This is a genomic window from Amycolatopsis tucumanensis, from assembly GCF_021654135.1.
GTDB lineage: Bacteria > Actinomycetota > Actinomycetes > Mycobacteriales > Pseudonocardiaceae > Amycolatopsis_E > Amycolatopsis_E tucumanensis.
On the sequence record NZ_JAKGSD010000075.1, the window covers coordinates 16,488 to 32,935 of the forward strand.

At 70.2% G+C, this 16,448-nt stretch carries 13 protein-coding genes; 6 read left to right on the forward strand and 7 right to left on the reverse strand.

Annotated elements, in window-relative coordinates; translation table 11 throughout:
• Position 1: 1 nt before the first annotated feature.
• From L2C96_RS40390 to L2C96_RS40405, 4 genes are all read right to left on the reverse strand, one after another.
• Positions 2-1,189 (reverse strand): aminotransferase class V-fold PLP-dependent enzyme, encoded by a 1,188-nt coding sequence (locus L2C96_RS40390; protein WP_237339856.1) that lies wholly within the window; start codon positions 1,187-1,189, stop codon positions 2-4.
• Positions 1,186-2,097: an asparaginase gene (locus L2C96_RS40395; protein ID WP_237339866.1), complete on the reverse strand. Its 912-nt coding sequence runs from the start codon at positions 2,095-2,097 to the stop codon at positions 1,186-1,188. The genes L2C96_RS40390 and L2C96_RS40395 overlap by 4 nt, the downstream gene beginning before the upstream one ends.
• Positions 2,098-2,152: 55 nt before the next feature.
• Positions 2,153-2,908, reverse strand: a complete 756-nt coding sequence (locus tag L2C96_RS40400; RefSeq protein ID WP_237339857.1) for an SDR family oxidoreductase — start codon at positions 2,906-2,908, stop codon at positions 2,153-2,155.
• A gap of 67 nt (positions 2,909-2,975) precedes the next feature.
• Entirely contained in the window at positions 2,976-3,548 is a 573-nt protein-coding gene (locus L2C96_RS40405; RefSeq protein WP_237339858.1) for a TetR/AcrR family transcriptional regulator, read from the reverse strand.
• 139 nt (positions 3,549-3,687) lie between these two features.
• On the opposite strand from L2C96_RS40405, the gene dnaE reads away from it, so the two are divergent.
• The 3 genes from dnaE (at position 3,688) to L2C96_RS40420 (ending at position 10,481) form a co-directional block, all read left to right on the forward strand.
• Positions 3,688-7,263, forward strand: a complete 3,576-nt coding sequence (gene dnaE / locus L2C96_RS40410) for a DNA polymerase III subunit alpha (protein WP_020423100.1) — start codon at positions 3,688-3,690, stop codon at positions 7,261-7,263.
• 335 nt (positions 7,264-7,598) lie between these two features.
• Complete coding sequence (locus L2C96_RS40415) at positions 7,599-8,999, forward strand: MFS transporter (protein ID WP_237339867.1); 1,401 nt, start codon at positions 7,599-7,601, stop codon at positions 8,997-8,999.
• Between the two features lie 303 nt (positions 9,000-9,302).
• Positions 9,303-10,481 (forward strand): low temperature requirement protein A, encoded by a 1,179-nt coding sequence (locus L2C96_RS40420; RefSeq protein ID WP_237339859.1) that lies wholly within the window; start codon positions 9,303-9,305, stop codon positions 10,479-10,481.
• On the opposite strand, the gene L2C96_RS40425 is transcribed toward L2C96_RS40420, so the two are convergent.
• Positions 10,471-11,226 (reverse strand): SIR2 family NAD-dependent protein deacylase, encoded by a 756-nt coding sequence (locus tag L2C96_RS40425; RefSeq protein ID WP_237339860.1) that lies wholly within the window; start codon positions 11,224-11,226, stop codon positions 10,471-10,473. The genes L2C96_RS40420 and L2C96_RS40425 overlap by 11 nt on opposite strands.
• Before the next feature lie 40 nt (positions 11,227-11,266).
• Positions 11,267-12,241: a L,D-transpeptidase gene (locus L2C96_RS40430; RefSeq protein ID WP_237339861.1), complete on the reverse strand. Its 975-nt coding sequence runs from the start codon at positions 12,239-12,241 to the stop codon at positions 11,267-11,269.
• 16 nt (positions 12,242-12,257) lie between these two features.
• On the opposite strand from L2C96_RS40430, the gene L2C96_RS45530 reads away from it, so the two are divergent.
• A complete protein-coding gene (locus L2C96_RS45530) occupies positions 12,258-12,512 on the forward strand; it encodes a hypothetical protein (RefSeq protein WP_237339862.1) in 255 nt (84 codons plus the stop codon).
• A gap of 74 nt (positions 12,513-12,586) precedes the next feature.
• Here the strand turns inward: L2C96_RS45530 and L2C96_RS40440 are convergent, their stop codons facing one another.
• A complete protein-coding gene (locus tag L2C96_RS40440) occupies positions 12,587-13,456 on the reverse strand; it encodes a patatin-like phospholipase family protein (RefSeq protein ID WP_237339863.1) in 870 nt (289 codons plus the stop codon).
• Positions 13,457-13,609: 153 nt separating this feature from the next.
• Between L2C96_RS40440 and L2C96_RS40445 the strand changes: the two genes are divergently transcribed.
• Both L2C96_RS40445 and L2C96_RS40450 read left to right on the forward strand, forming a co-directional pair.
• Complete coding sequence (locus L2C96_RS40445; protein WP_237339864.1) at positions 13,610-15,535, forward strand: acyl-CoA dehydrogenase family protein; 1,926 nt, start codon at positions 13,610-13,612, stop codon at positions 15,533-15,535.
• A 19-nt stretch (positions 15,536-15,554) separates the two neighbouring features.
• A complete protein-coding gene (locus L2C96_RS40450) occupies positions 15,555-16,262 on the forward strand; it encodes a copper homeostasis protein CutC (protein WP_237339865.1) in 708 nt (235 codons plus the stop codon).
• The last annotated feature ends 186 nt before the right edge of the window (positions 16,263-16,448 follow it).

Genomic DNA, 16,448 nt, shown 5'->3' on the forward strand with positions numbered 1-16,448 from the left:
GCTACGCCAGCCGCTCCACGGCCTCGGCCAGCGCGCGCAGCTCGTCCTCGGTGTTGTAGTAGTGCACGGACGCCCGCACCATGTCCGGCAGGCGCCGCACCTCCTGGTCGTACTGGTAGGAGGTGGGGCGCGCCACCGAGGTGTTGATCTTCGCCTGGGCCAGCGCCCGCTGGACCTCCGCGGCATCGGTCCCGGCCACGCTGAAGGTGACGATGCCGCACTTGCGCTTGCCCTGGTCGTGCACCGAGACACCGGCGATCTGCGACAGGTCCGCCCGCAGCCGCGCGGCCAGCGCGGTGACCCGCTCCTCAATGGCGGCCAGGCCGATCTCCGAGGCGTACTCGACGGCGGCGCCGAGGCCGAGCACGAGGCCGTGGTTGCGTTCCCAGGTCTCGAAGCGGCGGCCGTCCGGCGCGATCTCGAAGGTGTCCGGCGCGGTCCAGGTGGCCGAGTGCAGGTCGAGCATCGCGGGCTCGAGCCGCTCGCGCAGCCGCGGGTGCGTGTAGAGGAAGCCGGTGCCGCGCGGGCCGCGGAGGTACTTGCGGCCGGTGCCGGACAGCGCGTCGCAGCGCAGGCGGCGCACGTCGAGGTCCAGCTGCCCGGCCGACTGGCACGCGTCGAGCAGGAACGGGATCCCGGCCCGCTCGGCGATCGCGCCGACCTCTTCGGCCGGGTTGACCAGGCCGCCCTGGGTCGGCACGTGGGTGATCGCGATGAGCTTGACGTCGCCGTCCAGGCGGCGCTCCAGGTCGGCGACGTCCAGCTGGCCGCTCTCGTCGTCCTCGACGACCTCGACCACCGCGCCGGTGCGGCGGGCGACCTGCAGGTAGGCGATCGCGTTGCTGGCGTACTCCGACCGGCAGGTCAGGATGCGGTCGCCGGGCTCGAAGCGGAACGCGTAGAAGACGGCTTGCCACGACCGGGTCGCGCTGTCGGTCACCGAGATGTCGGCGGCCTCCGCGCCGAGGAACCGGGCGATCCCGTCGGTCACGCCCTGGATGCGGTCGGCGTGCGCGGCCGCGGTTTCGTAGCCGCCGCGCACCGACTCCTCCCGCAGGTAGTCGAGCACCGTGTCGGTGACCTGCCGCGGCGGCAGGGCCGAGCCGGCGTTGTTGAGGTGCACGACCTCGTCCGTGCCGGGGGTGTCGCGGCGGAAGCGGTCGACGTCTTCTTCGCGGAGTGTCGTCACAGCCCGACCATATTGGGCGCGTGCAGGCTGGGACAGCGGTTTACCACGTCGTCCCAGTCGTACCGGGGCGCGAAGCGGCGCAGGGCCGCCAGCGTCGCCGGCATGCGGCCGCGCGCGGAGCCGTCGGCGATCTTGACCGCCACCGTGACGCCGTCCGGCAGGACCGCGATCTGCACGGCCTCGGCGCCGTCCTTGGCGATCAGCCCGGGGACGGCGGTCATGAGCTGGGTGACGTCCCGGTTCGGGCCGGCCAGCATCTCCGGGTGCCTGCGGATCGCGTCCGCCACGCGGTGTTCCGGGGTGACCGGCGGGGCGGTGGCGACCCGCTGGACGGCGGTCGCGAGGCCGCGCAGGGAGATCGCGAACAGCGGCGCGCCGCACCCGTCGACGGCGGTGTGCGCGATCGGCTCGCCCGCGAGTTCGGCCACCGTCTCGGCGAGCTTCACCTGCAGCGGGTGCGCGGGGTCCAGGTAGTCGTGGGTGGACCAGCCGTTCAGCTTCGCGGTGGCGAGCATCGCGGCGTGCTTGCCGGAGCAGTTGTGCGCGAGCCGCCGCGGCGCGCGTCCCTCGGCGATCCACAAGTCGTGCAGGACCGGGTCGTGGGGGAGGTGGGCGGGGCACTGCAGGTCGTCCTCGGTGAGCTCCCCGAGGATCTTGCGCGCCCCGTCGAGGTGGAACTCCTCCGCCGAGTGGCTCGCGGAAGCCAGCGCGAGCAGGTCGGGCGGCAGGTCGAGCCCGAGCCGCACCATGCCGGCGGCCTGCATGAGCTTCGCCGTGGACCGGGGGTAGCCCGGCTCGTCGACGTCGCCTCCGGCCTCCAGCACCTCGCCACCGGGGCCGAGGACGACCCGCGATCCGAAGTGGACGCTTTCCACGAGCCCGTCGCGGACTACCTGAACGAGGGGGATCACCACGCCCCGAGGCTCGCCGCGTCACATCGGACTGTCAACCGGATGCTCGTCACTACACGGTCTTGATCACGCCGCCGTCGGCCAGGTAGTCGGCGCCGGTCAGGTTGCCCGAGCGGGGCGAGGCGAGGAACGTCACCAGCGCGGCCGTCTCCTCGGGCTCGGTCAGCCTGCCGGTGGTGATGCCCATCGACGCGGGCACGCCGGCCAGGAACTCCGCCAGCGGGACCCCGGCGGCGGCCGCCAGCTCGCCCGCGTACCCCTCCGGGTCGGCCCAGTTGGCGGTCCGCGTCGGGCCGGGGCTGACGGTCAGCGCGCGCAGGCCGCGTGACCCGAACTCCTCGGCCAGCGCCTTCGTCAGGTTTGTCAGCGCCGCCTTGGCCGTGCCGTAGTCGACCGGCTGGAAGGCGGCCCGCGCCCCGATCGACGAGATGTTGATCACGATGCCGCGCCGCCGGAGGAGTCCCGGCAGCAGCGCCCTGGTCACCCGCACGGTCGAAAACAGGTTCAGCTCGTACGTGCGCTGCCACGCCTCGTCGTCGATGTCCAGGAAACCGCCCGCCCGCATGCTGTCCGTGGTCACGCCGCCGAGGTTGTTGACCAGGATGTCGACGTCCCCGGCCCGCTCCGCGAGCAGCGCCACCCCCTCGCGGGTCGTCAGGTCCGCCCGCACCGGCACGCCTTCGCTCACGGTGCGTGCCGCCGCGAACACCGTCACGCCCTCGGCGGCCAGCGCGCGGACGACCGCCAGGCCGATCCCTTTGCTCGCGCCGGTCACGACCGCCGTCTTGCCGTCCAACTGCAGGTCCACGTGCTCTCTCTTTCTTGAACTAGAGTTACAAAATGAAGGCAGCGCAAAACGCCGCAGGTCAGCGGGTTCAGATCGCGCGCAGAGCGGTGCCGGCCAGGTCGGCGAGGCGGCGCGGGTCCGGGTCGGCCTTGGCCAGCACGCGGATGCCGTTGATGGTGGTGAGCAGGAACGACGCGAGCGCCCGCGCGTCGGCCGCGGGGTCGATCTCGCCCGACCGCTGCCCCTCCTCGATGGTGCTGCGGAAGGCGGCCTCCTGCCGCTCGAAGGTCCGTCGCACCAGGTGGTTGACCACCTCGTCGGCCGCGCCGAACTCGACCGCCGCGTTGGCCATCATGCAGCCACGCCGGTCTTCGCGGGCCGCGTCGACGACGAGCTCCAGCGCCGCGCGCAGCCGCTCGCGGGCCGGGCCGGGCCCGTCCAGCACCTCGATGAGCCGGACCGTCTCGCGCTCGTAGTAGCGCCGCAGCGCCCGCTCGTAGAGGGCGTGCTTGCTGTCGAACGCGTTGTACAGGCTGCCCCGCCCGATGCCCAGCGCGTCGACGAGCTGCTGGGGCGTGGTGCTGCCGAATCCGTTCGCCCAGAAGACCTCCATCGCCTTGTCCACGGCGGCGTCCACGTCGAAGGCCTTCGATCTCGCCATGCCGGAACCGTAGCCCATACTGGAACTGGAGGTCAAATAAACTTCGCTCGGCACGTCGGCGCGTTTTTCGTCGGTGCCGCGAGCTAGGCTGATCCCTCCAGGCCGGGAGTCAGCGTGAAACAAGGGGAGGTTCCTGCTGGTGTCGAACGATTCCTTCGTCCACCTGCACGTGCACACCGAGTACTCGATGCTCGACGGTGCGGCGAAGATCGCCCCGCTGTTCGCCGAGGCGAGTCGTCTCGGCATGCCCGCGGTCGGGATGACCGACCACGGCAACATGTACGGGGCGGACGAGTTCTACCAGCAGTCGCGCAAGGCCGGGCTGAAGCCGATCATCGGGATCGAGGCCTACATCGCGCCGGAGTCGCGGTTCACCAAGAAGCCGATCTTCTGGGGGCAGGCCTCGCAGCGGGGCTCGGACGAGTTCGGTGAGGGCGGTGACGTGTCCGGTGGTGGTGCGTACACGCACATGACGATGCTGGCGGAGAACGCGACGGGGTTGCGCAACCTGTTCAAGCTGTCGTCGCTGGCCTCGATCCAGGGCTACTACCGCAAGCCGCGGATGGACCGGGAGCTGATCGCGGAGAACGCCTCCGGCATCATCGCCACCACCGGCTGCCCCTCGGGTGAGGTGCAGACCCGGTTGCGGCTGGGCCAGAAGGCCGAGGCCATCCAGGCCGCCTCCGACTACAAGGACATCTTCGGGGCGGACAACTTCTTCCTGGAGCTGATGGACCACGGCCTGCCCATCGAGCGGTCGGTGCGCGAGGGGCTGCTGGAGATCGGCAAGCTGCTCGACCTCAAACCGCTGGCCACCAACGACTCGCACTACGTCACCAAGGACCAGGCCGACTCGCACTCGGCGCTGCTGTGCGTGCAGTCGGGCAAGACCCTCAACGACCCGAACCGGTTCAAGTTCGACGGCGACGGCTACTACCTGAAATCGGCCGCCGAGATGCGCGAGTACTGGGACACCGAAGTCCCCGGCGCCGCCGACTCCACCCTGCTCATCGCCGAACGCGTCCAGTCCTACGAAGACGTCTACACCCACAAAGACCGCATGCCCGTCTTCGAGGTGCCCGAAGGCCACGACGAGGCGTCGTGGCTGCGGGCCGAGGTCGACCGCGGCCTGGCGTGGCGGTTCCCGGAGGGCGCGCCCGAGGGCTACCGCGAGCGGCTCGAGATGGAGCTCGAGGTCATCATCGGGAAGGGCTTCCCGGCCTACTTCCTCGTCGTCGCCGACCTCATCAACTACGCCCGCAAGGTCGGCATCCGGGTCGGCCCCGGCCGTGGTTCGGCGGCGGGTTCGCTGGTCGCCTACGTGCTCGGCATCACGAACCTGGACCCGATCCCGCAGAAGCTGCTGTTCGAGCGGTTCCTCAACCCGGAGCGCGTGTCGATGCCCGACATCGACATCGACTTCGACGACCGCCGCCGCGGCGAGATGATCCGCTACGCCACCGAGAAGTACGGCGCGGACAAGGTGGCCCAGGTCATCACCTTCGGCACCATCAAGACGAAGGCCGCGATCAAGGACTCGGCGCGCGTGCACTTCGGCCAGCCGGGTTACGCGATCGCGGACAAGATCTCCAAGGCGCTGCCGCCGCCGATCATGGCGAAGGACATCCCGCTGTCCGGCATCGTGGACCCGCAGCACGAGCGCTACGGCGAGGCCGCCGAGGTCCGGACGCTGATCGAGACCGACGAAGAGGTCTCCACGATCTTCAACACCGCCCGCGGCCTGGAGGGCCTGATCCGCAACGCGGGCGTGCACGCCTGCGCGGTCATCATGTCCAGCGAGCCGCTGATGGACGCCATCCCGCTCTGGCAGCGGGACGACGGGTCGATCATCACCGGGTGGGACTACCCGTCCTGCGAGGCCATCGGCCTGTTGAAGATGGACTTCCTGGGTCTGCGCAACCTCACCGTCATCGGTGACGCCATCGACAACATCAAGGCCAACCGCGGCATCGACATCGACCTGGACACCCTGGGCGTCGACGACCCGGAGACCTACAAGTTGCTGTCCCGCGGTGACACGCTCGGCGTGTTCCAGCTGGACGGCGGCCCGATGCGGGACCTGCTGCGCCGCATGCAGCCGACGGTGTTCGACGACATCGTCGCGGTCGGCGCGCTGTACCGGCCCGGCCCGATGGGCATGAACGCCCACAACGACTACGCCGACCGGAAGAACAACCGGCAGCAGGTCAAGCCGATTCACCCCGAGCTGGAAGAGCCCCTGAAGGAGATCCTGGCCGACACGTACGGCCTGATCGTCTATCAGGAGCAGATCATGCACATCGCGCAGAAGGTCGCCGGCTACTCGATGGGCCGAGCGGATGTTCTGCGCCGCGCGATGGGCAAGAAGAAGAAGGAGGTCCTCGACAAGGAGTTCGAGGGCTTCCACGCCGGGATGAAGGAGAACGGCTTCTCCGACGAGGCCATCCAGGCGCTGTGGGACACGATCCTCCCGTTCGCCGGGTACGCGTTCAACAAGAGCCACGCGGCCGCCTACGGCCTGGTGTCGTACTGGACGGCGTACCTGAAGGCGAACTACACCGCGGAGTACATGGCCGCGCTGCTCACCTCGGTGGGTGACAACAAGGACAAGTCCGCGGTCTACCTGTCCGAGTGCCGCCGCCTCGGCATCAAGGTGCTGCCGCCGGACGTCAACGAATCGGGCCAGCGCTTCGCCGCGGTCGGCGACGACATCCGCTTCGGCATGGGCGCGGTCCGCAACGTCGGCGCCAACGTGGTGGAGTCGATCATCAAGACCCGCCAGGAGAAGGGCAAGTACTCCTCCTTCACCGACTTCCTGGACAAGTCGGAGCTGGTGGCCTGCAACAAGCGGGTCATCGAATCGCTGATCAAGGCCGGCGCGTTCGACAGCCTCGGCAACACGCGCCTGTCGATGATCCAGGTGCACGAAGACGCGGTCGACGCGGTGGTGCCGCTCAAGCGCCAGGAGGCGATGGGCCAGTTCGACCTGTTCGGGGCGTTCGGCGGGGACGGCGACGCGGCCGAGCCCGCGCCTTCGTCGTCGCCGCTGGCGCACCTGAAGTTCGGCGACGAGGAGTGGCCGCGCAAGCAGCTGCTGGCCTACGAGCGGGAGATGCTGGGCCTGTACGTGTCCGCGCACCCACTGGACGGCGCCGAACGGATCCTGCGCAAACACGCCCCGCGCCCGATCGCCGCCATCCTGGACAACCCGCCCAAGGAAGGCGAGTTGGTCATCTCCGGCCTGATCACCTCACTGGAGCGCAGGGTCAACAAGAAGGGCGAACCCTGGGCCATCTGCACGGTCGAGGACATGGACGCCTCGCTGGAGGTGCTGTTCTTCCCGAAGTCGTACGCCCTGTTCCAGGCCGACCTCATCGAAGACAACGCCGTCCTGGTCAAAGGCCGCGTCAACTGGCGCGAGGACAAGATGTCCGTCTTCGGCGGCGGCCTCGTCCCGCTGGACCTGTCGGAGATCGGCAACGGTGAGGACGAGCCCCCGCTCGTGCTGCGCTGCACCGCGGAGCGCCTGGACAAGAGCGTGGTCGGCGAGCTGAAGTCGACGCTGCTCGCCCACCGCGGCGACACCCCCGTCCGCTTGAAGCTGGTGGGCAAACAGCGTGAGACGACGTTCGCCCTGTACGACTACCCGGTCAAGGTGAGCTCCATGCTGATGGGTGAACTGAAAGGCATCCCCGGCATCACCGCCGGCACCTAGAACAAGCACAACCCAACGGCCACCCGGCAACGAAAGCCGCCCACCCCACGAGCCACCCCTCTCCCGCAACCCGATCCCCAGCCAAATCGGTTGCCGAGCAGCGGGGTCAAGGTACTCTTTCCAGCCTTGACGCCGCTTCTCGGCAACCGAACACTGAAAGATCGGGTTCGGGAGGGCACCAAGATCCGGGCGTAGCGAAGCGAAGCCCGGCGCCCGAGAAACCCGCGTAGCGCGCGCAACCACAACGAACAAGCCACCATGGATGAGTGACCCTCACCCAGCAACAAGACCCACGCCGCTGGAAAGCCCTGGCCGTAACGCTCACCGCCGGTTTCATGGGCCTGCTGGACGTCAGCATCGTGAACGTGGCGTTGCCGTCCATCCAGAAGGGGATCGGCGGCGACGCCGGCACCGCGCAGTGGGTCGTCTCGGGCTACGCGCTCACCTTCGGCCTGGTGCTGGTGTCCGGCGGCAGGCTGGGCGATGCCCTGGGCAGGCGCCGGATGTTCCTCATCGCGCTGGCGGCGTTCGTGGCGATGAGCGCGTTCGCCGGTGCCGCGCCGACGGGTGAGGTGCTGGTCGTCGCGCGGTTGCTGCAGGGGTGCGCGGCCGGGTTGCTCACGCCGCAGAACACCGGGCTGATCCAGGACCTGTTCCGCGGCGCGGAGCGGGGGAAGGCGTTCGGCGCGTTCGGGTCGGTCGTCGGCATCTCCACGGCTGTCGGGCCGGTGCTGGGTGGTCTCATCCTCGCCGTGTTCGGTGAGGAGCACGGGTGGCGGTGGGTGTTCTTCGTGAACGTGCCGATCGGGGCGTTCGCGTTCGTGCTGGCGTTGCGGTTGCTGCCGCGTGCCGAGGGCCGTCCCGCGCGGCTGCGGTCCGAGATCGACTTCGTCGGTGTGCTGCTGCTCGGGCTCGCCGTGCTGGGCGTGCTGCTGCCGCTGGTGGAGTCCGAAGAGGACGGTCTGCGGCGGCTGTGGTGGTTGTTCCCGGTCGCGGCCGTGTTCGGCTTCGCGTTCGTCCGCTGGGAGCGGCGTGTGGTGCGGCACGAGCGCACGCCGCTGATGGACGTCCGGTTGTTCACCGAAACCCCGGGCTACACCCCGGGCGCGGTGATCGGCGCGGTGTACTTCTGCGGGTTCGCCGGGATCTGGCTGGTGTTCGCGATGTTCTTCCAGCAGGGCCTCGGTTACACGCCGCTGGAATCCGGGCTGGCGGTGACGCCGTTCGCGGTGGGGGCGGCGGTTTCCGCGGCGGTGGCGGGACGGCTCGTGGCGCGGTGGGGGCGCCGCCTGACGGTTACCGGTCTGTCGCTGGTCGCGCTGGGGCTGGGTGTCGTCGCGCTGCTGGCGTGGCTCGCACCGGGGCAGGACCTCGGTCTGGTGGTCGCGTTGCCCCTGCTGGTGGCCGGGATCGGGGGCGGGATGGAGATTTCGCCCAACACGACCCTGACGCTGGAGTGCGTGCCGACGCGGATGGCCGGTGTCGCCGGGGGAGCGTTGCAGACCGGGCAGCGGATCGGCACGGCGATCGGCACCGCGGTGCTCGCGTCGGTGTTCCGGGCGGTCCTCCCCGCGTCCGGCAACGACTTCCCGGCCGCGCTCGCCGTCTCGCTGCTGTGTGCCGTCGGTTTTGTCCTCTTCGCACTGGGGCTCGGGATCGCCGAACTCCGCGCCCGGCGAGCACGCGCCTCTAACGATCAACTACTCAGCGCCACAACTGCTGCTCCATATGAGTGAGACTTCCCCGAAGGTGCTAGATCTACGGAGAGCGACCGGGTAAACCTTGACTTGCCTTCACGGTGCGGGGATCAGCTACGGACAGTGGCTATGTGGAGCGGGTTCCGGGGATGGGGACCGCGCTCCGGGCTCTCGAGATCGGACACTCAGGGTCACGCCCAGCCCGGTACCGTCGGCGTCCGCGGGGGATCGTACGGCGGCAGGAAGGCACCCACGTGGGTGGGCCCGGACGAGGGGGAGCCGGGCCCACCCGTCGTGTGTGCTGGGATGAGGCGGACAGCAGCCGACCGGGAGGGGCGAGGCATGTCCGTGGCACCCGCGAACCGGCGGTACCGCGTCTGGTACCGGCCGATGACGGCGCGGGACCGCGACGAGGAGCACCGCGCGGCGACCCCGCTGGAATTGTTGTTCGACCTGTGTTTCGTCGTCGCGGTCGGCCAGGCCGCGGCGGAACTGCACCACGCGTTGTCGGAGAACCACGTCGGCCACGGCGTGCTGAGCTTCCTGCTCGTGTTCTTCGCGATCTGGTGGGGCTGGGTGAACTTCACCTGGTTCGCCTCCGCGTTCGACACCGACGACGGCCCCTACCGGTTGCTGACGTTCGTGCAGATCGGCGGCGCGCTGGTCGTCGCCGCCGGCGTGGGGAAGGCGTTCTCCGACGACTTCACGGTCATCGTGATCGGGTACGTGCTGATGCGGCTGGCGATGGTCGCGCAGTGGCTGCGGGCTGCCCGGAGCGTGCCCGAATGCCGGTCGACGGCACTGCGGTACGCGCTGGGCATCATGATCGTGCAGGCCGGCTGGATCGCGCGGCTCGCGGTGCCCGAATCGTGGTTCCTGCCCAGTTTCCTGGTGCTCGCCGCGGCCGAGATGCTCGTGCCGGTCTGGGCCGAGCGCCGCACGCCGACCAACTGGCACCGCCACCACATCGCCGAGCGGTACGGCCTGTTCACGCTGATCGTGCTCGGCGAAACGATCTTCGGCGCGACGAACGCGGTCCGCGAGGCGATCGACACCGGTCACGACGTGCTGAACCTGGTGTTCCTCGCGCTGGCCGGGCTGGTCCTGGTGTTCGGCATGTGGTGGCTGTACTTCGACCAGCCCGGCCACCAGCGGCTCGCCCAGTTCAAGTACGGCTACGCCTGGGGCTACGGCCACTACCTGATCTTCACGTCGGCGGCCGCGGTCGGCGTCGGCATCGAGGTCGCGCTGGACCACGAGACCCACACCGGCCACGCGCCCGAGCTGGTCGCCGCGTTCGCCACCACCGTGCCCGTGGCGGTGTTCCTGGTCAGCGTGTGGCTGCTGCACGTCGGGCCGCGCAACGAGTGCCGCCCGATCGCGATCGGCTTCCCGCTCGCCGCGGTGCTGGCGCTGGCGGTGTCGTTCACGCCGGTGCCGGTGTACCTGACCGCGCTGGTCGTCGCGGCGCTGGTGGCCACGGTGGTGATCGCCAGCCACGGCGAACCGGTCAGCGACTGACCAGCTTCGGCAGCACCTCGCCCAGCGGCTCACGCAACACCACGGTCGCCACGTCGTCGTAGGGCGTTTCGGAGGCGTTCGCGATGATCACCGGCGCCCCGGCGGCCGCCGCGATGTCCACCAGGCCGGCGGCCGGGTGCACGGTCAGCGAGGTGCCCAGCGCCAGCATCAGGTCGCACGTCTCGGCGGCTTCGCGAGCGCGGTCCACCACCTCCGGGTCGAGCATCTGCCCGAAGGACACCGCCGCGGACTTGAGGATCCCGCCGCAGATCTCGCACTCCGGGTCGGACTCCCCGGCCCGCACGCGGTCCAGCGTCTCGTGCATGTCGCGGCGGTCGTCGCAGGCCAGGCAGATCGTGTCGGCCATCGTGCCGTGCAGCTCGACCACCCGGTCCGGCGAGTTCCCGGCCTTCTGGTGCAGCCCGTCGATGTTCTGCGTGAGGATCGCCGACAGCCTGCCCTGCCGTTCCAGGTCGACCAGGGCCAGGTGCGCCGCGTTCGGCCTGGCCCACCACCCGGGGTGGTCGAGCCGGGCCTGCCACGACTGCTCACGCACCTCACGGCTGGCGACGTAGTCGTCGATGTGCGACAGCTTCTCGGCGGCCGGGTTCTTCGTCCACACCCCCTGCGGGCCCCGGAAGTCCGGGATGCCCGAATCGGTGGAGACACCGGCGCCGGTGAGCGCGACGATCCGCGAAGCGCCGTCCACGAGCCGTCGCGCGTGATCGAGTTCCGGGGCAGTCATGACCCCCATCGTGCCGCCCCGGAACCGCGATCACCACAGGTCACTTCAGCGCGCTGCCCTGCTGCCACTGCTCCCACGACAGCGCCCAGTCGCCGTAGAGGTCCCACACCGGCAGCTGCTGCCCGCCGGAGTTGGTCACCTCGACCACGTCACCCAGCCCCAGGTTGTTGAAGAACCACTCGGCGTTCTCGGCGTTGAGGTTGATGCAGCCGTGCGACACGTTCGAGTTGCCCTGCGCGCCCACGCTGTTCGGGTTCTCGTGGACGAACTCGCCGTCGTTGGAGATGCGCTCGGTCCACTTCTCCTCGGACCGGTACCACTTCGGATCGCCCTGGCAGACGCCGTAGGTGCAGGAGTCCATCGTGTAGCTCTGCGCCTTGAACGAAATGACGTGCGCGCCCAGGTGCGTCGGGGTGGCGTCCTTGCCCATCGAAATCGGCATGGTCTTCACCACCTGGCCGTTGTGGAGGATCTGCATCTGCTCGGTGTTGCCGTCGGCTTTCGCGATCCAGGAATCGTGCACGTGGTAGGTCTCGGTGCGGTCCTCCGCGCCGTAGACGCCGTTGCCGAAATCGACACCGTAGATCTTCGCGGAAACGGTCAGCGTCGTGCCCGGCTGCCAGTACTCCTTGGGCCGGTAATGCACGTTCTTGTCGTCGATCCAGTACCAGCCGCCCTGCTGCGGCGGATTCGACACCACCGACAGCTGCTTTTCCACGTCCGCCTTGTTCTTCACCGGGTAGCTGAACTGGAAGACGATGGGCTGCCCGACCCCGACACCGGTCTGGGCCACCGAAGCCGGCGCGGGGATCATGTTCGGGTTCGCCTGCTTCGACGGCGACACCGTGGTCACCTGGCCCTGCTGGTCGACCGTCTTGCCGCTGCCGTCGGCGCCGTGCGCGTCGATCGTGTAGGTGCTGCCGTACCCGAGCGGTTCGGACGAGGTCCAGGTGGTCTTGTCCGCCGAGAACTCGCCCTTCACGGTGGTGTGCTTCGCGGCGTTCTGGACGGTCACGTCGCGGAGCGTGCCGTTGGCCGCCTTCACCACGATCGGCGTGACCGGGCTGATGTTCTTCCCGTTCGCGGGTTCGATGGAAACGGAAACCGCCGCCGCCTGGCTCGAGGTGCCGGGCGCGGCCGTGCCGCCGTTGTTCGCATTGCCCGAATTGCCGGAACTGCACGCCGACAGAAAGAGCGCCACCGCGAGCAGTCCAGCCGCGATCGGCGCGCTGCGGGTGAAAGGTAAAGTCTTCTTGACTGTCATGTGGTCTCTTTTTGGGAAATAGTGGGTGAGAAAGCAAAACTACCGCGCCCGGATAGACGTGCCCTCACCCGGTTTGTTGTCCCGGAGTGGCCCGCGTCACCCGATTTTGACCCCGGGGCCGCCGTAGAGGCCTGGCCCGTCGATCACCAGGCCGTCCAGGTAGATCCGCGCGGCCTCGAACGCGAGGTCGGTCAGCTCCTCGGTGCGGCTGAAGTCCAGCGGGCTCAGCCGCACCGGGCGCGGCCCCGGCAGGTAGACCACCGGCACCTCCGCGGCCGCGATCGGCGCCTCCAGCACGGCTTGGTTCCGCATGCTCACCATCGCCGTGTACATCAGCACCTCGGCGAACGTCTGCGGCGGCGACGGGATCTGGCCGGGGAAGGCGCAGTCCAGCACCACGAGCGACCGCGCGCCGAGCACCAGCGCCTGCCGCATCGGCACGTTCGCGACGAGGCCGCCGTCGTAGAGCAGGCGCCCGTCGTGCTCGACCGGCGGGTAGATGCCCGGGATCGCCGCGCTCGCCAGCAGGGGCGGCCGCAGGTCGCCGGAGGTGAACAGGCGCGCCTCCGCGGTGTCCACGTCGGTCGCGACGACGCCCAGCGGCAGCGCGAGGTCCTCGAACGTGGTGCCCGGCCCGAGGTGGTCGTCGACGATCGTGGCCAGGCCGATGTTCGGGAAGAGGTGGGTCTTGCTGTGCCGCAGGGTGCGCACCTGGCTGAGGACCCCGCCGGGGAACGCCTCGTGGCGGGTCATGTGCGTCCAGGTCTTGCGCAGCCGCTCGCCGGCGTCGTCCGGGTCCAGCGCGAGCACCGCGCCGTTGAGGGACCCCACCGACGTGCCGACGACCAGGTCGGGCCGGATCCCGGCCTCGGTGAGGGCGCGCAGCATGCCGACCTGCATCGCACCCAGGCTGCCGCCCCCGCCGAGCACGAACCCGACCGGGCGGGGCAGGTCGACCTCGGGCATCGGACCACCTCCACTCGCATGGTGCTCCGCGTCCCCGCGCGCCGCCATCGGACGCGCGGTGGCATTCACCACCCCGGTCGAGGGGCTTCCGTTCGCGCTACCGGTGAGTAACACTGGTCACAATGTCTTGACGGCGCACCGAGGAGGTGTTCGGTGGTTGATCAGCCGAAGGTGACGGAGAAGGAAGCCCGCGCGGTCGCCGAGGAGGCCCGGGAGAGCGGCTGGGGCAAGCCGTCGTTCGCGAAGGAGCTCTACCTCGGGCGGTTCCGGCTCGACCTCGTCCACCCCCACCCGCGTGCCGAACCCGCGGCCGCGAAGAAGGCCGAGCAGTTCCTCACCCGCCTGCGCGAGTACGCCGAAACCCTCGACGGCGCCGTCATCGAGCGGGAGGCGCGCATCCCGGACGAGTACGTCAAGGGCCTGGCCGAGCTGGGCTGCTTCGGCATCAAGATCCCGGAGGAGTACGGCGGCCTCGGGCTGTCCCAGGTCGCCTACAACCGCGCGCTCGCGTTGCTCGGCTCGGTCCATCCGACGCTGGGCGTGCTGCTGTCGGCGCACCAGTCGATCGGCGTGCCGGAACCCCTGAAGCTGGCAGGCACGCCCGAGCAGAAGGCGAAGTTCCTGCCGCGCTGCGCGAAGGGCGCGGTGACCGCCTTCCTGCTCACCGAGCCCGACGTCGGCTCCGACCCGGCGCGCCTGGCGACCACCGCGACGCCCACCGAGGACGGCGGGTACCTCCTCGACGGTGTGAAGTTGTGGACCACCAACGGTGTCGTCGCCGAACTGGTCGTCGTGATGGCGCGGGTGCCGCGCAGCGAGGGGCACCGCGGCGGGATCACCGCGTTCATCGTCGAGATGGACTCGCCCGGCATCACCGTGGAGCGGCGCAACGCGTTCATGGGTCTGCGTGGCATCGAAAACGGCGTCACCCGCTTCCACCAGGTGTGGGTGCCCGCGGACGCGGTCGTCGGCGGCGAGGGCAAGGGGCTCAAGATCGCGCTGGCGACGCTCAACACCGGGCGGTTGTCGATCCCGTCGATGTGCGCGGGCGCGGGCAAGTGGTGCCTCAAGATCGCCCGCGAGTGGTCCGCGGCCCGCGTGCAGTGGGGCAAGCCGATCGCCGGGCACGCGGCCGTGGCGAACAAGATCTCGTTCATCGCCGCGACGACGTACGCGCTGGAGAGCGTGCAGGAGCTGTCCGGCCACATGAGCGACGAGGGCCGCAACGACATCCGCATCGAGGCGGCGCTGGCCAAGCTGTACGCCAGCGAGATGTCCTGCAAGATCGCCGACGAGCTGATGCAGATCCGCGGCGGCCGCGGCTACGAGACCGCCCAGTCGCTCGCAGCGCGCGGGGAACGGGCGGTCGGCGTCGAACAGCTGGTGCGTGACCTGCGGATCAACCGCATCTTCGAGGGCTCGACCGAGATCATGCACCTGCTCATCGCCCGCGAGGCGGTGGACGCGCACCTGGCGGCCGCCGGGGCGCTCGCCGACGTGGAGGCCGACCTGCCCGCGAAGGCGAAGGCCGCGGCCAAGGCCAGCGGGTTCTACGCGAAGTGGCTGCCGCAGCTGGTCACCGGCCGCGGCCAGGTGCCCACGTCGTTCGCGGAGTTCGGGCAGCTCGCGCCGCACCTGCGCTACATCGAGCGCACGGCCCGCAAGCTGGCTCGCTCGACGTTCTACGGGATGGCGCGCTGGCAGGCCGGGCTGGAGAAGCGGCAGGGATTCCTCGGCCGGATCGTCGACATCGGCGCCGAGCTGTTCGCGATGTCCGCGGCGTGCGTGCGGGCGGAGATGCAGCGCGAGGACGACGTCCGGGAGGGCGAAGCCGCCTACGAGCTCGCCGACGTGTTCTGCCGCCAGGCGCGGGTGCGGATCGAGACGTTGTTCGAGGGCCTGTGGCGCAACACCGACGACGTGGACCGGCGCCTCACCGACCGGGTCATGGACGGCGCCTTCACCTGGCTGGAGGAGGGCGTCCTGGACCCGAGCGAGGGCACCGGGCCGTGGATCGCGGACTGGCGGGCCGGCGCGTCCACCGCGGAGGACGTCGCGCGGCGGTACTCGACCGGCTGAGCCGTGGTACTACTCGGCAGTGGCCTTCGTCGAGCTGAGCACGGACACCGTGGACGGTGCGATCGCGGCGGACCGGCTCGGCGCGGACCGCGTCGAGCTGTGCGCCGCGGGCGCGCTGGGCGGGCTGACGCCCGGGCCGGGGCTGCTCGCGGCCACCCTGGCGCGCTGCACGCGCGCCGGGGTGCACGTGCTGATCCGGCCGCGGGACGGCGGGTTCCGCTACGCGCCTGCCGACGTGGACGCGATGCTCGCCGACGTGCGGCACGCGGTCGCGGCCGGAGCGGCGGGTGTCGTGGTCGGGGCGCTGACCGCGGCAGGCGAGGTCGACCGGGTGGTGGTGGGTGAGCTGGTGGCCGCCGCCGGTGGGCGCGAGGTGACGTTCCACCGTGCGATCGACGTGTGCGCGGATCCGCTGGTGGCGCTGGAGGTGCTGGCGGAGCTGGGCGTGCGGCGCGTGCTCAGCTCCGGCCAGGCGGCGACCGCCGTCGAGGGGGCGCCGCTGCTGGCGCGGATGACGGAGGAGGCAGGCGACCGGGTCACGGTGATGGCGTGCGGCGGGATCCGGCCGCACAACGTGCGCCAGGTGCTGGAGGCCACCGGCGTGCGGCACGTGCACGCCGCGCCCCGGCGCCCGGCCGAGCAGACCCCGGCGACGACCGTCGACTTCGGCGTCCACGCGACCCTGGACGTCCGGGCGGCCGAAGAGCTGATCGCCGCCGCCCGCTGAACGCGCACGAGCGCAGAACTCGCCGTGGTGAGTTCTGCGCTCGTGGAAGGTCCCGCGCGGCGGGTCACTCGGCCTTGCTGGGCTCCGCGGTGCGCTCGTCGAGCTTGCCCATCGCTTTCTTCTTCTTCCACCGCAGCAGGAAGAAGACCGCGACGGCGGCCAGCACGCCGACCACGATCAGGCCGC